Below are 14,346 nucleotides of genomic sequence, written 5' to 3'. Positions count from 1 at the left end.
CCCTTAAGCCGGATAGGAACTTGGCTCGGCTCGCGGGGGCTCCATGAAAGACATTCTCGAACAGCTCGAAGACCGTCGCGACGGCGCGCGCAAGGGCGGCGGCGAGCGCCGGATCGAAGCGCAGCACAAGCGTGGCAAGCTGACCGCCCGCGAACGCATCGAACTCCTGCTCGATCGTGACTCCTTCGAGGAGTTCGACATGTTCGTGCAGCATCGCTGCGTCGATTTCGGCATGGAGAAGGGCGAGAAGATCCCCGGCGACGGCGTCGTCACCGGCTGGGGCACGGTCAATGGCCGCACCGTCTTCGTCTTCTCCAAGGACTTCACCGTCTTCGGCGGCTCGCTCTCCGAGACCCACGCCCAGAAGATCACAAAAATCCAGGACATGGCGCTGAAGATGCGCGCGCCGATCGTCGGCCTGTTCGATGCCGGCGGCGCCCGCATCCAGGAGGGCGTGGCGGCGCTCGGCGGCTATGGCGAGGTCTTCAAGCGCAATGTCGCGGCCTCGGGCGTGATCCCGCAAATCTCGGTGATCATGGGCCCCTGCGCCGGCGGCGACGTCTATTCGCCGGCGATGACCGACTTCATCTTCATGGTCCGCGACACCAGCTACATGTTCGTCACTGGCCCCGAGGTGGTGAAGACCGTCACCAACGAGACCGTGACCTCCGAGGAGCTCGGCGGCGCGAAAGTCCACACCACGAAATCCTCGGTCGCCGACGGCTCCTTCGAGAACGATGTCGAGGCGCTGCTGCAGGTGCGCCGGCTGATCGACTTCCTGCCCGCCAACAACACCGCAGGCGTGCCGGAATGGCCCTCCTTCGACGTGCCGGACCGCGTCGATATGAGCTTGGACACGCTGGTGCCGGACAATCCCAACAAGCCCTACGACATCAAGGAACTGATCCTGAAGACGCTCGACGAGGGCGATTTCTTCGAGATCCAGGCGGCCTATGCCGGCAACATCGTCACCGGTTTCGGCCGCATCGAGGGCCGCACCGTCGGCGTCGTCGCCAACCAGCCCATGGTGTTGGCCGGTGTGCTCGATTCCGACGCTTCACGGAAGGCCGCGCGCTTCGTGCGCTATTGCGACGCGTTCGAAATCCCGATCGTGACGCTGGTCGACGTGCCGGGCTTCCTGCCGGGCACGGCGCAGGAATATGGCGGGCTGATCAAGCATGGCGCAAAGCTGCTCTACGCCTATAGCGAGTGCACCGTGCCGCTGGTCACGGTCATCACCCGCAAGGCCTTTGGCGGCGCCTATGACGTGATGGCGTCAAAGCATATTGGCGCCGATGTGAACTATGCTTGGCCGACCGCGCAGATCGCGGTGATGGGCGCCAAGGGTGCCGTCGAGATCATCTTCCGCGGCGGCGATGCCGAGACGATCGCGCGCCAGACCAAGGAATATGAAGAGCGCTTCATGTCGCCCTTCGTGGCGGCCGAACGCGGCTATATCGACGAGGTCATCCTGCCGCATGGGACGCGCCGGCGCATCGCCCGCGCACTCGCAATGCTGCGCACCAAGAGCGTCGAGCGGCCCTGGCGCAAGCACGACAATATTCCGCTGTAACGGCGCGGTCTTATTCCCAGCGCCGGAACAGAACGCTCGCATTCACCCCGCCGAACCCAAATCCGTTCGAGATCGCATGCTCCATTGCAAGCGGTCTCGCATGCCTGGCCACAATATCCAGACCTTCCGCCATCTCGTCCGGGTGCTCCAGGTTGAGTGTCGGCGGCGCGATCTGGTCGCGCAAAGCCAGCACCGTGAAGATCGCTTCCAGCCCGCCAGCTGCGCCGAGCAGATGGCCCGTCGCCGATTTCGTTGCGCTGATCGCAATGCTCTTCTTGGTGCCGAAGACAGCCTTGATCGCTGCCAGTTCGCCGCGGTCACCGACTTGCGTCGAGGTCGAATGGGCGTTGAGGTGCTGGACGTCGCCGGGCCGAAGCCCGGCCTGTTTCAGCGCAATCTCCATGGCGCGGCGCGCACCTGAACCATCCTCGGGTCCGGAGGTGATGTGGTAGGCGTCGGCGCTGGTGCCATAGCCGGTGATCTCGGCCAGGATCTTGGCGCCTCGTGCCTGCGCATGCTCCAGCGCCTCGATCACCAGAAGACCGGCGCCCTCGCCCATAACGAAGCCGTCGCGGTCACGGTCGAACGGGCGCGAGGCCTTCTCGGGTTCTTCGCTGAAGCCCGTCGAGAGCGCACGCGCCGCCGCAAAACCACCGAGCGCGACGAGATCGATGCAGGCCTCGCTGCCGCCACAGAGTGCAATATCGGCCTCGCCGGAGCGGATCAGTCGCGCCGCATCGCCGATTGCCTGAACGCCCGCCGCGCAAGCGGTTACCGGCGCGCCGATCGGCCCCTTGAAGCCATGGTCGATCGAGACATGGCCAGCGGCGAGATTGACCAGGAAGGACGGAATCGTGAAGGGCGAGAGCCGGCGCACACCGCGAGCATCTGTGATGCGCACGGCCTCGGCGATCGCGGGGAAGCCGCCAATGCCCGAGGCAATCACCGTCGCGGTGCGCTCCTGCTCGGCTTCGCTCGCTGGGCGCCAATTCGCCTGGATCAGCGCCTCCTTCGCCGCGACCAGCGCGAACTGAATGAAGCGGTCCATCTTGCGCTGGTCCTTTGGCGCGATCGCACCGTCGGGATCGAAACCGCCCTCGCTGTCCTCCTCCTGCGATGGCACGGCGCCGGCGACCTTGGCCGGCAAACTCTCGACGATCGAATCCGGCAGACGACGCAGCCCGGAGCGGCCGGCAAGCAGGCGCTGCCAGGCCAGCTCGGTTCCGCAGCCAAGGGGCGAGACCACGCCCATACCGGTTACGACGACACGACGCATTTGAATGTCCTATTCGTTTTGGGAAGGCACGGCCGCGCGCATCGTCGCGATGGTGGCCAGGCGCTGGCGCATGCCAGGGCTCGCCTGCGGGCCGGCAACCACGGAGACAGTCTCAGGCGTGATCGGACGCAGGCTCGCGGCATCGAGCATGACCGCTTCGATCGGTCGTGCGGTCTCGCGCTCGGCCAGCACCAGCGCCGCGCCTTCGGGCGCCAGCTGCCGATTGCCGAACGCGACCATCGCGACGATCACGGGGAAGAAGTCCCTGCCCTTCGCGGTCAGCACGTATTCGTAGCGCTGCGGCCGCAGCTGATAGAGCCGCCGCTCGAACAGCCCGCTCTCGGTCAGATGCTTGAGCCGCCGCGCCAGCATGTTCGGCGCGATGCCGAGGCTGCGCTGGAATTCGTCGAAGCGCGTGAAACCCTGCAAGGCGTCGCGCAGGATCAGGATGCTCCACCATTCCCCGACGGTCTCGACCGTGCGGGCGCAGGGGCATTCGGCAAGCGGAACGAGCTTCGGTTGCATGGTGCGCCCGAGCTAAAGCAGTTACTATTCTTTTGCAAGTGATACGGCGCCATGCCTGTCTCTCACCTGCCTCAATCCAGCGTGCTCCTGAATCTCATCAGCGCGAGTCCGGCATAGGCGGGCACGAAAACGGAGAGCCAGAACACCTCGACGCCGACATCGTCGAGGCCCGCGCCCTTCAGCATGATCGCCCGGATGACCCGCAGGAAATGCGTCAGCGGGAACAGCTCGCCAATCGCCTGAGCCCAGCCCGGCATGCCGGCGAACGGAAACATGAAGCCTGAGAGCAGCAGCGATGGCAGGAAGAAGAAAAAGGTCAGCTGCATCGCCTGCAACTGCGTCCGCGCCATGGTCGAGATCGTGTAGCCGAGCAGGACGAGCGCCAGCACGAAAATCAACACACAAGTGAGCAGCAGCGGCAGGCTTCCCAGAAACGGCACGCCGAACAGCAGTTTCGCGGCGCTGAGCACGACCACCACCTGGACGCTGCCGACGGCGAGATAAGGCAAGACCTTGCCGAGCATGATCTCGGTCGGCGTCGCCGGCATAGCCAGCAGGTTCTCCATGGTGCCGCGCTCGATCTCGCGGGTGAGCGCCATCGAGGTCATCATCACCATCGTCATCTGCAGGATGACGCCGAGCAGACCGGGGACGATGTTGTACTGGGTGATGCCTTCGGGGTTGTAGCGCCGATGCACGATGAAGGAGAGCGCGCTCTGGCTCTGCTCGCGCACCGCCGCCTCATTGCCGAGGGCTCGGGTCAGGGCCCGGCCGGCGATGGTCTGCAGGGCTGAGACTGCGCCGCTCGACGCCGCTGGATCGGTCGCGTCGGCCTCGACCAGGATACGCGGCTCGTCGCCACGCTCGACCCGGGCGCCGAAATCGCTGGGAATGGTGACGAGGAAGGAGATCGCGCCGCGCGCCATCAGGCTTTCGGCCTCGGCCGCGCTCTCCGGCTGCCGGCCGAACCGGTAATAGCCCGAGACCTGCAGTGCGGCGACGACCGAACGGGTGTAGCGGTCCTGGCCGAGTGCCAGCACCGCCGCCGGTAAGCCCTTGGGGTCGTTATTGATGGCGTAGCCGAACAGGAGCAACTGCACGATCGGCACCGCGAGCATCATCGCGAAGGTGATGCGGTCGCGCCGCATCTGCACGAACTCCTTGGCGAGCACGGCGCCAAGCCGGCTGGGCGAGAATAGCGCGATCATGCCGCCCGCTCCTGCGCGCCGGTCATGAACTTGATGAAGACGTCCTCGAGGCTGGTCTCGCCCGGTTCGACCCCGATGCCCGCGTCGCCCTTAAGCGGCGCCAGCGCCGCCTCCAGCTTGCTCCGATCGGTGCCAACGACATGCAGGCTGGCACCGAAGGGAGCAATCTGCTCGACGCCATCGGCCACTGAGAGAGCCCGCATCTGCTCAGGCTTCAGCGCGCCATGGACGATATAGGTGACGAGACCGGAGCCGCGCACCACGTCCTCGACCGTCCCGGTCGCCAGCATGCGGCCATAGGCGATGTAGCCGATACGGTGGCAGCGCTCGGCCTCATCCATGTAATGGGTCGAAACCAGCACGGTGAGCCCATCCCCCGCGAGGCGATGAATCTCGTCCCAGAATTCGCGTCGCGCCTTGGGATCGACGCCGGCCGTCGGCTCGTCGAGCAGGAGCAGTTTCGGCTGGTGCATGATGCAGGCGGCGAGTGCCAGTCGCTGCTTCCAGCCGCCAGACAGCGTGCCGGCGAGCTGGTCCTTGCGCGAGGTCAGGCCAAGGCCATCGAGCGTCCGCGCCACCGCATCGTGCACAGGCTTCAGCTCGTAAAGCCGCGCGACGAAGGTCAGATTCTCCTCGATCGTGAGATCCTCGTAGAAGGAGAATTTCTGCGTCATATAGCCGACCTGGCGCTTGATCGCGGCGCTGTCGCGCCTGACATCGAGACCGAGCACCGTGCCCTCGCCGGCATCCGGCGTCAGCAGCCCGCAGATCAGCCGGATCGTCGTCGTCTTGCCCGAGCCGTTGGGGCCGAGGAAGCCAACGATCTCGCCCGTTGCAACCGTGAGATCGACATTGTCGACGACAGTGCGGGTGCCGAAGCGCTTGGTCAGCCCCTTGACCTCGATGACGTTCACCGTCGGCCTCGCAGCACGACATCGATGATCTGCCCCGGCTGAAGCTTCGCCGCCTGCGCGCCTTCCGGCCGGGCCTCGACCAGATAGACCAGCTTCTGTCGGGTCTCGGCCGAATAGATCACCGGCGGCGTGAATTCCGGCTCCTGCGCGACATAGGATACGGTGGCGGACAGACCGGACGGACAGCCGCTGCACCGGATATCGAGCTGCGTCCCGACACGGGTGCCGAACAGCAGCGCCTCCGGTACGTAGACCATCAGCTTGATCGCCCCATCCGGCAGGAAGGTCAGCACCGGCGCCGCCGGCCCCGCGAGTTCGCCAGGATAGCGCACGAGATCGGTGACGATCCCGGCCGCCGGCGCAACGAGCCTTCGCTGCAGCAGACGCCATTTCGCCTGGTCGAGAGCGGCCTGCGCCTGCGTCACCTGATTCTGCGCCGCCTTGATCTCCTCCTCGCGCGCCGGCAACCGGGCAACCGCGAGATTGGCTGCGCTCTGGCGTACATTTGCGGCCGCGACGTCGCGCGCCGTCTGCGCCTGGTCGAGATCGGCCTGGGTCGAGACGCCGCGGCGAAAAAGGTCCTGCCGCCGCTCCAGCGCCCGGTCGGCCTCGCGCTCCTGCGCCCTGGCAGAGGCCGCGCTCGCCTCGATCACCGCGATCTCCTCCGGCCGCCGGCCGCTGAGCAGATTGGCAAGTTGGGCCCTCGCCTGCACCAGCCGGGCATCGCTCTCGGCGACTGCATTTTGCGCATCATCGGTCTGCAGCACCGCGACGACCGCACCGGGTGCGACACGCTCGCCGCGCCTGACCGCGACGCTCTCGATCCGGGCGGTATCGATCGGGCCGAGGCGAACATATTCGCCCTCGACATAGCCGGCGATGCGCGTCGTCGGCTGCCCGCAGAGGGCGAGTGAGGCAGCGATGCCAAAAGAACAGATGAATTCAGCGATCATGGCTGTCCCTCCGACATGGCAGCGATGCTGGCCCGGACATTGGCGCGGATGACGGTGGCGATCGCCTCGCTCTCAGCCTCGCCGATGTCGCTCCAGCCCATGCGCCGCATCACGGCCGGCCGGGCCAGCCGGAAATAGAGCACTTGCCCGACCATCGCGAAGACGGCGAGCTTGGTCGCCTGCGCCTCGGCCTCGAGGCCGGTCGCAACAGCCCAGAGCGTGCAGAGACGGCCATGGACCGGGCCGACCAGCCCCTCATAGAGCGTCTCGAACGCCGAGGTCGGCTCCATCATCTCGCGCACGACGAAGCGGGCGATGGCCTCGCTCTCCGGCGCGCGTGCCGCGAAGGCCGTAACCCGGCTCACAACCGCAACCAAAAACTCCACCGCCGCCTCCGGCGAGAGCCCTTCCAGCGGCGGCATGGTCGCGGCGGCCCCGAAGACCCGCTCCTTCATCGTGGCGACGATGGCCGCGGCGCAGGCCTGGCGCAACCCGTCCTTGCTACCGAAATGATAGGCGATGCCGGCGCTGTTGACACCGGCCGCCTGCGCGATCTGGCGGATTGAGCTCGCATCAAAGCCGTGCCGCCCGAACAGGTCGAGCCCTGCGCGCATCAACGCTTCGCGAGCGCTTTGGTCGTTGCCGGAGGCTACTTTCATCTGACTCACCTAGCGCGGAACTTCAATTTAATCAATCGATTGATTAAACGCTCATGCGATACGCGGGCATCGGCCTGGCAAAGCCCACGCTCGACATGACTTGCGCGGGACAATGGTCTAAGGCGGCAGCCGGCCCCGGACCCGCCTTGCTCGATGCTCTTCAACTCCTTCGCTTTCCTGCTCGGCTTCCTGCCGCTCGCTCTTGGCCTGCATTGGCTCGCCGAGCGCTTCGCGCCGCAGTGGCGCTTGCCTGTGCTGGTGGCGCTGTCCTTCGCCTTCTACGGCTATTGGGACTGGCGCTTCGTGCCGTTGCTCGCGCTCTCGATCGGGCTGAACTGGCTCATCGCCGAGGCCTTCCAGCAGACCAAGGCGGGTGCGCTGATCACGCTGGCGATCGTCTTGAACCTCGCCGCGCTTGCGCTGTTCAAATACGTCAACTTCTTCGCCGATCTCGCCGGAATGATTCCAGGCCTTGCGACGTCAGGCCTTGCGACGCCGCGGCTCGATCTCGCGCTGCCGCTCGGCATCTCCTTCTTCACCTTCCACCATGTCATGTACCTGACCGATCTCAGGCGCGGCGAGGCGCCGCGCTACGATCTGGTGCGTTACGCGCTCTATATCGCCTTCTTTCCGCAGGTGCTGGCGGGGCCGCTGGTGCGCTGGCGCGAGATCATGCACCAGTTCGAGGAGCGGCCCTATCAGCGGCCGGATGCGGCCGAGCGGATCGCGCGCGGCCTGCTGCTGCTGACCGCCGGCCTCGCCAAGAAGGTGCTGCTCGGTGACCCGCTGGCCGAATACGCCAACCCGGTCTTCGCGGCCGCCGCCGTCGGCAAAATCGTCAGCATGGCGGAGGCCTGGCAAGGCACGCTCGCCTTCACCTTCCAGATCTATTTCGACTTTTCCGGCTACACCGACATGGCGCTCGGGCTGGCGCTGCTCTTCGGCATCGTGCTGCCGCAGAATTTCGAGGCACCCTATCGTTCGACGAGCATCCAGGATTTCTGGCGGCGCTGGCACATGACGCTGTCGCGCTTCCTGCGCGATTATCTCTATATCTGGCTCGGCGGTTCGCGGCATGGCCTCCCGACCCAGATCTGGGCGTTGTTTGCGACCATGGCGCTGGGAGGGCTCTGGCACGGTGCGGGGTTCACCTATGTCGCCTGGGGCGTCGCACATGGGCTCGCCCTGATCGTGGCGCTGCTTTGGCGGCGCGCCGAACTGCCGATGCCCCAGCCGCTCGGCTGGCTCCTGACCTTCATCTTCGTCATGCTGTGCTGGGTGCTCTTCCGCGCCACGAGTTTTGAGGCGGCATTGGCGATCTATAAGGGGCTGATCGGCCTGGCTCCAAAGGGGACGGGCTTCAAATGGCGCGCGCTGCTGCCGGCCGCCGCCTTCGCGATTCTCGGCCCGACGGCCTGGACGCTCGTACACCGGCTGCCCCCGATGCGCTGGATCGCGGTGATTGCGGCGCTCCTCTTCGTCATCGTCCTGTTCAAGATCGGCGACGATGCCAATTATGAATTCATCTACTTCCAGTTCTGAAGGCATCGCAGCGCTCCCGGCCGCGTCTCGGGCCAGCGAAAGAATCACGAGCCCAGACTGATTCTACGGCCATCCACATCCCTGCAGCCGTCTCAACGGGATCTGCCGAGGCGGGCGGCCTCCCGCCCAGGCGGCACCGCTTTGAAGCAAGGGCAAGAATCAGGGGCAGAAACACCCGTTTCGGCGCTCTATCGCCCAGTCGAGGCAATGTGTTGACGGAAGTGGTTGAAGACGCGCGGCGGTGATTGTTACTGCCCATGTCCCTCGCTATAAGGGCGCGAAATCGGCGGGCCTCCCACGGCAGAGTCGGTGGGCGCGCCGAGACGACCAACTCAGAGAGTGCGCCTATGTCGAAGCAAATCATTCTCGAAGCGGACTACAAACCCACCGATAGCGAGCCGTTCATGAACGAGCGGCAGCGCGAGTATTTCCGCGGCAAGCTTCTGTCCTGGAAGAACGAGATTCTGAAGGAAGCAAAAGAAACACTCGTCACTCTGCAGAGCGAAAGCGAGAACCACCCCGACATCGCCGACCGCGCCTCCTCCGAAACCGACCGCGCCATCGAGCTGCGCGCCCGCGATCGCCAGCGCAAGCTGATCGCCAAGATCGAATCCGCCATCGCCCGCATTGACGAGGGCTCGTATGGCTATTGCGAAGACACCGGCGAACCGATCTCTCTGAAGCGCCTCGAGGCCCGGCCGATCGCAACGCTCTCGCTGGAAGCGCAGGAACGTCACGAGCGCAATGAGCGTGTGTTCCGCGACGACTAAGCTAGAGGCTGTTCTGAACCATGGGGTCGATCTGACGCTGGCGATTTTGCGCGAATGCGAGGAGTTCGAGGACGCAAACCTTCCGGTTTGCTACGAAGAACGACACAGCAGTCGCACAAAAGCGCCGCGCCCTGCGGGTGAGGTGAAAACGGCGGAGCTGCAGCGCCGCATCGCTTGCCGATACGGACGTATCGGCGGCGCAATGCTCCTCCCATCTCCGTCGTTTTGACCTCATCACATCGGCTCCATGGTTCAGAACAGCCTCTAAGGCCTGCTTCGCAGCCCGAGGCCTTCCGCAACGCGCGGAGGGCCTTTTTTGTTTCGTGGGCAAAAGCCCCGCGCGGGAGGCGCGGGGCTTCTTTTTGGCCGCCAGCCTTGTGAGCTTGGGGAGCGTGGCGGGCGGCCGGGACGAGAGCAGGATGACGGAAAAGCGGGAAGCTGCTTCTCGTCATCCCGCTCTCACTTGGCGATAAGAGCCGGCGGCTCGGGAGAGACCGCCGGCCGGCCAGCGCGGGAATAAGCGGGGAGCGTTCCACGCCGGCCGGAACTTCGTGAGATCTGCGCGATGCCTTTAGAGCCTTGCGCGAAAAAGTGGGCACCGGTTTTTCGCATGAGCAATGCTCTAAACTTTTAGAATCGATCACGTTTTTTCGCATTCGGGCGGTTCCGCCCGAATGCGACGTGATCTAGAAGGGCAGCAGGATATCCATGACCTGCTGGCCATAGCGCGGCTGCTGGACATCGGTGAGCTGGCCGCGCCCGCCATAAGCGATCCGGGCCTGGGCGATCTTGGTCGAATCGATGGTGTTGTCCGATTCGATGTCCTCGGGCCGGATCACGCCGGCGACGATCAACTCGCGCACCTCGAAATTGACCCGGATCTCCTGCTTGCCCTCGACCACCAGATTGCCGTTGGGCAGGGCCTGCGTGACCACGGCGGCAACGTTCGTGGCCAGGGTCTCGGCGCGACGCACCGAGCCCACGCCCTCGCTCGAAGCGGTCGAATCGAGTTTCAGGAGCGAGCCGGCGGTGGCGCCATTGGGCAGACTCTTCTCGTAGCCGAGGATGTTGTCGGCGCCCGCGTCCTCGCCATTCTTGCGGCTGCGCTTGGTCGTGTTGTCGAGTTGGGCCTTGTCGGTGACCTTGACCTTGACCGTCACCAGATCGCCGACCACTCGAGCACGCTGATCCTTGAAGAAGGCGCGCGAGCCGGTGCGCCAGAGCGAGTTCGGCGCGAAAGAGGCGTGCTCCACCGCCGGCATCGGCATCTGCACGGGCTTGTAGCCCTTCACCGCCGTTGGATCTTCGATCGCGGAGAGGGCCGGCGCTTGGCCGACATTGGCGAGCCGGTCGGCCGCGCCGCAGGCGCTGAGAGCGACACTGAGGGCAAGGAGCCCGGAGAGTCTGACGAGAATGCGTGTGGTCATGATCAGGGTCCGCAACTGTCTGGATCAGGGTGCGCTGGCGACACGGCCGATGGCGGAGCTTTTGACGGAAACCCGCCCGGGCCCGCTGACCGTGCCCTGCAGCACGCGCTTGGATTGGGGATTGGTGACGGTGATGACATCGCCCATCGCGCCGGCCTCGCCGGACTTGCCGCGCATCGAGATGAGCAGGCCGGGCGCCTCGTAGACGATGGTGACGAGATCGCCCTTCCCGACGATCTCCTCGCGCTGCACGTCGCCGACGCGCAGCGGCATGCCGATAGCGAGCGCGCGTCGCGCCACCTTGTCGACGGCCGCCTTCGCCTCGCCGATGAGTTCGGTCGCCTGCCCGTCGCGCGGGCGGCGTTCGACGATAACATCGGCCACGCTCAACGTTTCCCCGCGAGCGATGTTACGGCGCGGCACCACGACCTCGATGGTGTCGACCATCTGGCCCGTGATGCGGATGGGCTTCAGGCGCATCGCCGCGCTGCCTGGCACGATCAGCCTCGCCTGCACACGGCGCGAGCGGGCGTCATAACCGAGATCGAGCACCGTAACGTCGCCGGTCAATTCGGGTTCGATCGCAATCGCCGGTGCACCGCCGTCGATCGCTAGCGCCAGCGCCCGGGCATCGACCCCGAAGCGCTCCTGGAGGCCTGTCTTCACCGCCGCCTCGAGATCGGACGCCATCAGGCGCCGCGCCGCGCGGGTCACGATCACCTGTGCGAAGCCATGGCTCTCGATGTCGCTGGCGTCGCGAATGATGCCAGCGGCACGCGCCGCCTCCATGATGCGGCTGACCTGAATCGTGCCGGTCTCGCCGAGTGCGGGTGCCCGGAAACCCGGGGTCGCGGCAGCCTCGCTCGGCAATCCCGAGAGCAGATCGCCGAAGCTGACGAGCTCGCTCGTAAGCGTGAGCTCCGGACGCAGGAAGGGCTTGCGCATCGGCGCCGGAGCCGCCGGCTGTTGCGGCGGCGGCGCGACGACAGCCGCGACGGCCCCGGCGCGAGCGGCTGGATGGGGCTGGGCCGCGAATGCCGTACCAGCCAGCGCGACAGTGGCGAGGAGGGTCGATAAGCGGATCATGGCACGCATCCTCAGGCCTAACCGCGGAACATCGACGTCGTCGCCGACATCATCTGGTCGGCGGCGGTGATGACCTTGGAGTTCATCTCATAGGCGCGCTGAGCCGCGATCAGGGTGGTGAGCTCGGTCACAGCCTGGACGTTGCCTTCTTCGAGATAGTTCTGCTGCAGCGTGCCGAAGCCCTCGCCACCGCCTGCGCCGTCGATCGCCGGCCCCGAGGCCGCCGTCTCGACGAACAGGTTGTCGCCGATCGATTCGAGACCGACCTTGTTGATGAAGCGGGTGAGCTGGAGCTGGCCCAGCGTCTGCGGCGCGGTCTGGCCGGGAAGCTGGACTTCGACCGTGCCCTGCGCGTTGATGCTGACGCTGGTTGCGTTGTTGGGAACCGTGATGCCAGGCTCGACTACGTAGCCGTCGCGGGTCACGAGCTGGCCCTGGGCGTCGAGGTCGAAGGAGCCGTCGCGCGTATAGGTCGTGCGGCCATCGGGCATGCGGATCTTGAAGAAGCCCTCGCCGCGGATGCCGACGTCGTACTCTTTTTCCGTCGACGACAGGTTGCCCTGGCTCATGACGCGCCCGGTCGACGTCGTCTTGACGCCGGAGCCGACGAAGGTGCCGGCCGGAACCATCGTGCTCTGATCGGAGGTGGCCGAGCCGGCGCGCCGGAAGTTCTCGTAGAGAAGATCCTGGAAATGCACGGTCTGGCGCTTGTAGCCAGTGGTGCGCACGTTGGCGATGTTGTTCGAGATGACCTGGACGTTGAGTTCCTGGGCCATCATGCCGGTGGCGGCTGTCTGCAGGGCGCGCATTGACTTGCTCCTTCCCCGGTTCAGGCTTGCTGATCGGCCAGGCGAGAAATCGCCTTGGTGCGCAGTTCATCGGTCTTGGTCATCATGTTGGCGATGCCCTGATAGGAGCGCTGGACCTCCATCAGACGGGTCATCTCGATGATGGCCTTCACATTCGAGCCCTCGATCGCGCCAGGCTCGAGCCTGGCCTGCGGTCCGGCCGGCAGCGGCGGCGTCGCCGAGGCGAACAGGTTGTTGCCCTCACTGCTCAGCGCGCGCGGATTGTCGAAGCGGACCTGCCTGAGCTTGCCGCGGACGCCCTGGTCGCTGGAGATGGTGCCATCGACGGCGATGCTGAAATTGCTTTCGGTGTTGCCGAAACGGATCGGACCGCCCTCGCCCAGCACCTGGTAGCCGCCTTGCGTCACGAGCTCGCCCTGCTGGTTCAGGCTCATCGAGCCCGCGCGGGTGTAGCGCTGGCCGTTCGGCGTCTGGACCACCAGGTAGTTGTTCTCGCGCAGCGCCACGTCGAGGGGGTTGCCGGTGCGCTCCAGCGCTCCCTGCGACAGGTCGATCGGCGTGCCCTTGTCGATGACATAGGAGAGCTTCCGGTCACCGCTCGGAAAGGTCTCGGCGCTGGCGACAGGCATGATGAATTCATTGAAGCGCGCCGAGCGCGACTTGAAGCCGTTCGTGCCGGTATTCGCCAGGTTGTTGGCGATGACATCCAGCTCGCGCGCCAAAGCCATTTGACGCGATAGGCCGACGAGAAGCGCGTTCTCCACGGCATAGTCTCCCGAATTGTCCCGCGATCGCTTCGACGCTCCCCAGCGCAGCCATCGCAGCACCACAGCCGCAAGCGCTGTGCCAACATGGTTAAGATCACCTAACCTACTGATTATTAATATATATCGTTGATTTTCGTGGCTTTGCTTGGCCCGGCAAATTCGGGGCTTCGGGCAGAAATGACCCGGCAAGATTTGCCGTCCTTAACGACACGTTAACCGTGATTGATCAGGGTAACCTCAGGGAGCAGGGCACCGATGCCGCGCGCGCCCAGCCCGAGGCGGTGCTGCGATGTCGAAGAAGACCGGAAAGACCGACGAAGAGAATGCCGAGGGCGGCGAAGCGTCCAAGCCCGGCAAGAAGAAGCTGATCATGATCCTCGGCGGCGTGCTGCTGCTCGCCGGGCTCGGCGGCGGCGGCTGGTTCTTCTTCCTGAGGCACCCCTCCCCGGAGCAGATCGCAGCGGCCGAGCATGCGAAGGCCGCCAAGAAGCCGGCGAGCTTCGTCGAGATGAGGGACATGATGATCGGCATCTCATCCGGCGGCCAGCAGGACCGCCAGCCGATCATCAAGGTCAAGGTCGTACTCGAGATCGCCGACGCCAAGGTCTCCGAGGAGATCAAGCCGCTGCTGCCACGCGTCGAGGACGCCTTCCAGGTGTTCATGCGCGAGTTGCGCCCGGCCGATCTGGAAGGCTCGGCTGGCATGTATCGCCTCAAGGAAGAATTGCTGCGGCGCGTCAACGTCACGGTCTATCCGGCCAAGATCGACGCGGTGCTGTTCAAGGAATTGCTGGTGCAGTGAGCCCTCCGGGCTTTCGCGCACCAGCAGGGATGACG

At 65.3% G+C, this 14,346-nt stretch carries 14 protein-coding genes; 4 read left to right on the top strand and 10 right to left on the bottom strand.

The genetic code is table 11. The annotated features are described in order from the left end of the window. The first annotated feature begins 43 nt into the window (after positions 1-43). Entirely contained in the window at positions 44-1,573 is a 1,530-nt protein-coding gene (locus BMZ97_RS19840) for an acyl-CoA carboxylase subunit beta (RefSeq protein WP_092173576.1), read from the top strand. Between the two features lie 10 nt (positions 1,574-1,583). On the opposite strand, the gene fabF is transcribed toward BMZ97_RS19840, so the two are convergent. The 6 genes from fabF to BMZ97_RS19810 all read right to left on the bottom strand — a co-directional run bounded on the left by fabF (position 1,584) and on the right by BMZ97_RS19810 (position 7,108). Beyond that, on the bottom strand, positions 1,584-2,849 hold the full coding sequence (fabF, locus tag BMZ97_RS19835; RefSeq protein WP_092173573.1) for a beta-ketoacyl-ACP synthase II: 1,266 nt from the start codon (positions 2,847-2,849) through the stop codon (positions 1,584-1,586). A 9-nt stretch (positions 2,850-2,858) separates the two neighbouring features. Continuing rightward, positions 2,859-3,374 carry a winged helix-turn-helix transcriptional regulator gene (locus BMZ97_RS19830; RefSeq protein ID WP_092173570.1) on the bottom strand — a complete coding sequence of 172 codons (516 nt, stop codon included), beginning with the start codon at positions 3,372-3,374 and terminating at the stop codon, positions 2,859-2,861. 71 nt (positions 3,375-3,445) lie between these two features. Then, entirely contained in the window at positions 3,446-4,582 is a 1,137-nt protein-coding gene (locus BMZ97_RS19825) for an ABC transporter permease (RefSeq protein ID WP_092173567.1), read from the bottom strand. Further along, a complete protein-coding gene (locus tag BMZ97_RS19820; protein ID WP_092173563.1) occupies positions 4,579-5,496 on the bottom strand; it encodes an ABC transporter ATP-binding protein in 918 nt (305 codons plus the stop codon). The genes BMZ97_RS19825 and BMZ97_RS19820 overlap by 4 nt, the downstream gene beginning before the upstream one ends. Beyond that, positions 5,493-6,449, bottom strand: a complete 957-nt coding sequence (locus tag BMZ97_RS19815; RefSeq protein WP_092173561.1) for an HlyD family secretion protein — start codon at positions 6,447-6,449, stop codon at positions 5,493-5,495. The genes BMZ97_RS19820 and BMZ97_RS19815 overlap by 4 nt, the downstream gene beginning before the upstream one ends. Next, a complete protein-coding gene (locus tag BMZ97_RS19810; protein ID WP_092173558.1) occupies positions 6,446-7,108 on the bottom strand; it encodes a CerR family C-terminal domain-containing protein in 663 nt (220 codons plus the stop codon). Before BMZ97_RS19810 ends, BMZ97_RS19815 begins: the two co-directional genes overlap by 4 nt. 153 nt (positions 7,109-7,261) lie before the next feature. Between BMZ97_RS19810 and BMZ97_RS19805 the strand changes: the two genes are divergently transcribed. Then, complete coding sequence (locus tag BMZ97_RS19805) at positions 7,262-8,650, top strand: MBOAT family O-acyltransferase (protein ID WP_092173556.1); 1,389 nt, start codon at positions 7,262-7,264, stop codon at positions 8,648-8,650. 347 nt (positions 8,651-8,997) lie between these two features. Further along, positions 8,998-9,420, top strand: coding sequence for an RNA polymerase-binding protein DksA (gene dksA / locus BMZ97_RS19800; protein WP_069692337.1), 423 nt, complete (start codon positions 8,998-9,000; stop codon positions 9,418-9,420). Positions 9,421-10,106: 686 nt separating this feature from the next. Here the strand turns inward: dksA and flgH are convergent. The 4 genes from flgH to flgF are packed head-to-tail and all read right to left on the bottom strand — an operon-like array spanning position 10,107 to position 13,506. Beyond that, positions 10,107-10,847 carry a flagellar basal body L-ring protein FlgH gene (gene flgH / locus BMZ97_RS19790; protein WP_092174076.1) on the bottom strand — a complete coding sequence of 247 codons (741 nt, stop codon included), beginning with the start codon at positions 10,845-10,847 and terminating at the stop codon, positions 10,107-10,109. Positions 10,848-10,871: 24 nt separating this feature from the next. After that, complete coding sequence (flgA, locus tag BMZ97_RS19785) at positions 10,872-11,933, bottom strand: flagellar basal body P-ring formation chaperone FlgA (RefSeq protein WP_175525637.1); 1,062 nt, start codon at positions 11,931-11,933, stop codon at positions 10,872-10,874. 17 nt (positions 11,934-11,950) lie between these two features. After that, on the bottom strand, positions 11,951-12,742 hold the full coding sequence (gene flgG / locus BMZ97_RS19780) for a flagellar basal-body rod protein FlgG (protein ID WP_092173548.1): 792 nt from the start codon (positions 12,740-12,742) through the stop codon (positions 11,951-11,953). A 20-nt stretch (positions 12,743-12,762) separates the two neighbouring features. Beyond that, the gene (gene flgF, locus BMZ97_RS19775) at positions 12,763-13,506 is read right to left on the bottom strand and encodes a flagellar basal-body rod protein FlgF (RefSeq protein ID WP_092173546.1); all 744 of its coding nucleotides are present in this window, start codon (positions 13,504-13,506) and stop codon (positions 12,763-12,765) included. Positions 13,507-13,798: 292 nt separating this feature from the next. On the opposite strand from flgF, the gene fliL reads away from it, so the two are divergent. Then, the gene (gene fliL, locus BMZ97_RS19770; RefSeq protein WP_092173543.1) at positions 13,799-14,311 is read left to right on the top strand and encodes a flagellar basal body-associated protein FliL; all 513 of its coding nucleotides are present in this window, start codon (positions 13,799-13,801) and stop codon (positions 14,309-14,311) included. Positions 14,312-14,346 lie beyond the last annotated feature (35 nt).

The organism is Allobosea sp. OK403 (assembly GCF_900113835.1).
Classification (GTDB): domain Bacteria; phylum Pseudomonadota; class Alphaproteobacteria; order Rhizobiales; family Beijerinckiaceae; genus Allobosea.
Note: the sequence above shows the minus strand (reverse complement) of the source record. Positions and strands in the feature narration are given on the sequence as shown.

What these genes read in the sequence shown, in the direction of transcription:
- BMZ97_RS19840 (WP_092173576.1), top strand. Translation starts at nt 44, where the DNA reads ATGAAAGACATTCTCGAACAGCTCGAAGACCGTCGCGACGGCGCGCGC.
- flgG (WP_092173548.1), bottom strand. Translation starts at nt 12,742, where the DNA reads ATGCGCGCCCTGCAGACAGCCGCCACCGGCATGATGGCCCAGGAACTC.
- dksA (WP_069692337.1), top strand. Translation starts at nt 8,998, where the DNA reads ATGTCGAAGCAAATCATTCTCGAAGCGGACTACAAACCCACCGATAGC.
- BMZ97_RS19825 (WP_092173567.1), bottom strand. Translation starts at nt 4,582, where the DNA reads ATGATCGCGCTATTCTCGCCCAGCCGGCTTGGCGCCGTGCTCGCCAAG.
- fabF (WP_092173573.1), bottom strand. Translation starts at nt 2,849, where the DNA reads ATGCGTCGTGTCGTCGTAACCGGTATGGGCGTGGTCTCGCCCCTTGGC.
- BMZ97_RS19810 (WP_092173558.1), bottom strand. Translation starts at nt 7,108, where the DNA reads ATGAAAGTAGCCTCCGGCAACGACCAAAGCGCTCGCGAAGCGTTGATG.
- BMZ97_RS19815 (WP_092173561.1), bottom strand. Translation starts at nt 6,449, where the DNA reads ATGATCGCTGAATTCATCTGTTCTTTTGGCATCGCTGCCTCACTCGCC.
- BMZ97_RS19830 (WP_092173570.1), bottom strand. Translation starts at nt 3,374, where the DNA reads ATGCAACCGAAGCTCGTTCCGCTTGCCGAATGCCCCTGCGCCCGCACG.
- flgA (WP_175525637.1), bottom strand. Translation starts at nt 11,933, where the DNA reads ATGATCCGCTTATCGACCCTCCTCGCCACTGTCGCGCTGGCTGGTACG.
- fliL (WP_092173543.1), top strand. Translation starts at nt 13,799, where the DNA reads ATGTCGAAGAAGACCGGAAAGACCGACGAAGAGAATGCCGAGGGCGGC.
- BMZ97_RS19805 (WP_092173556.1), top strand. Translation starts at nt 7,262, where the DNA reads ATGCTCTTCAACTCCTTCGCTTTCCTGCTCGGCTTCCTGCCGCTCGCT.
- flgH (WP_092174076.1), bottom strand. Translation starts at nt 10,847, where the DNA reads ATGACCACACGCATTCTCGTCAGACTCTCCGGGCTCCTTGCCCTCAGT.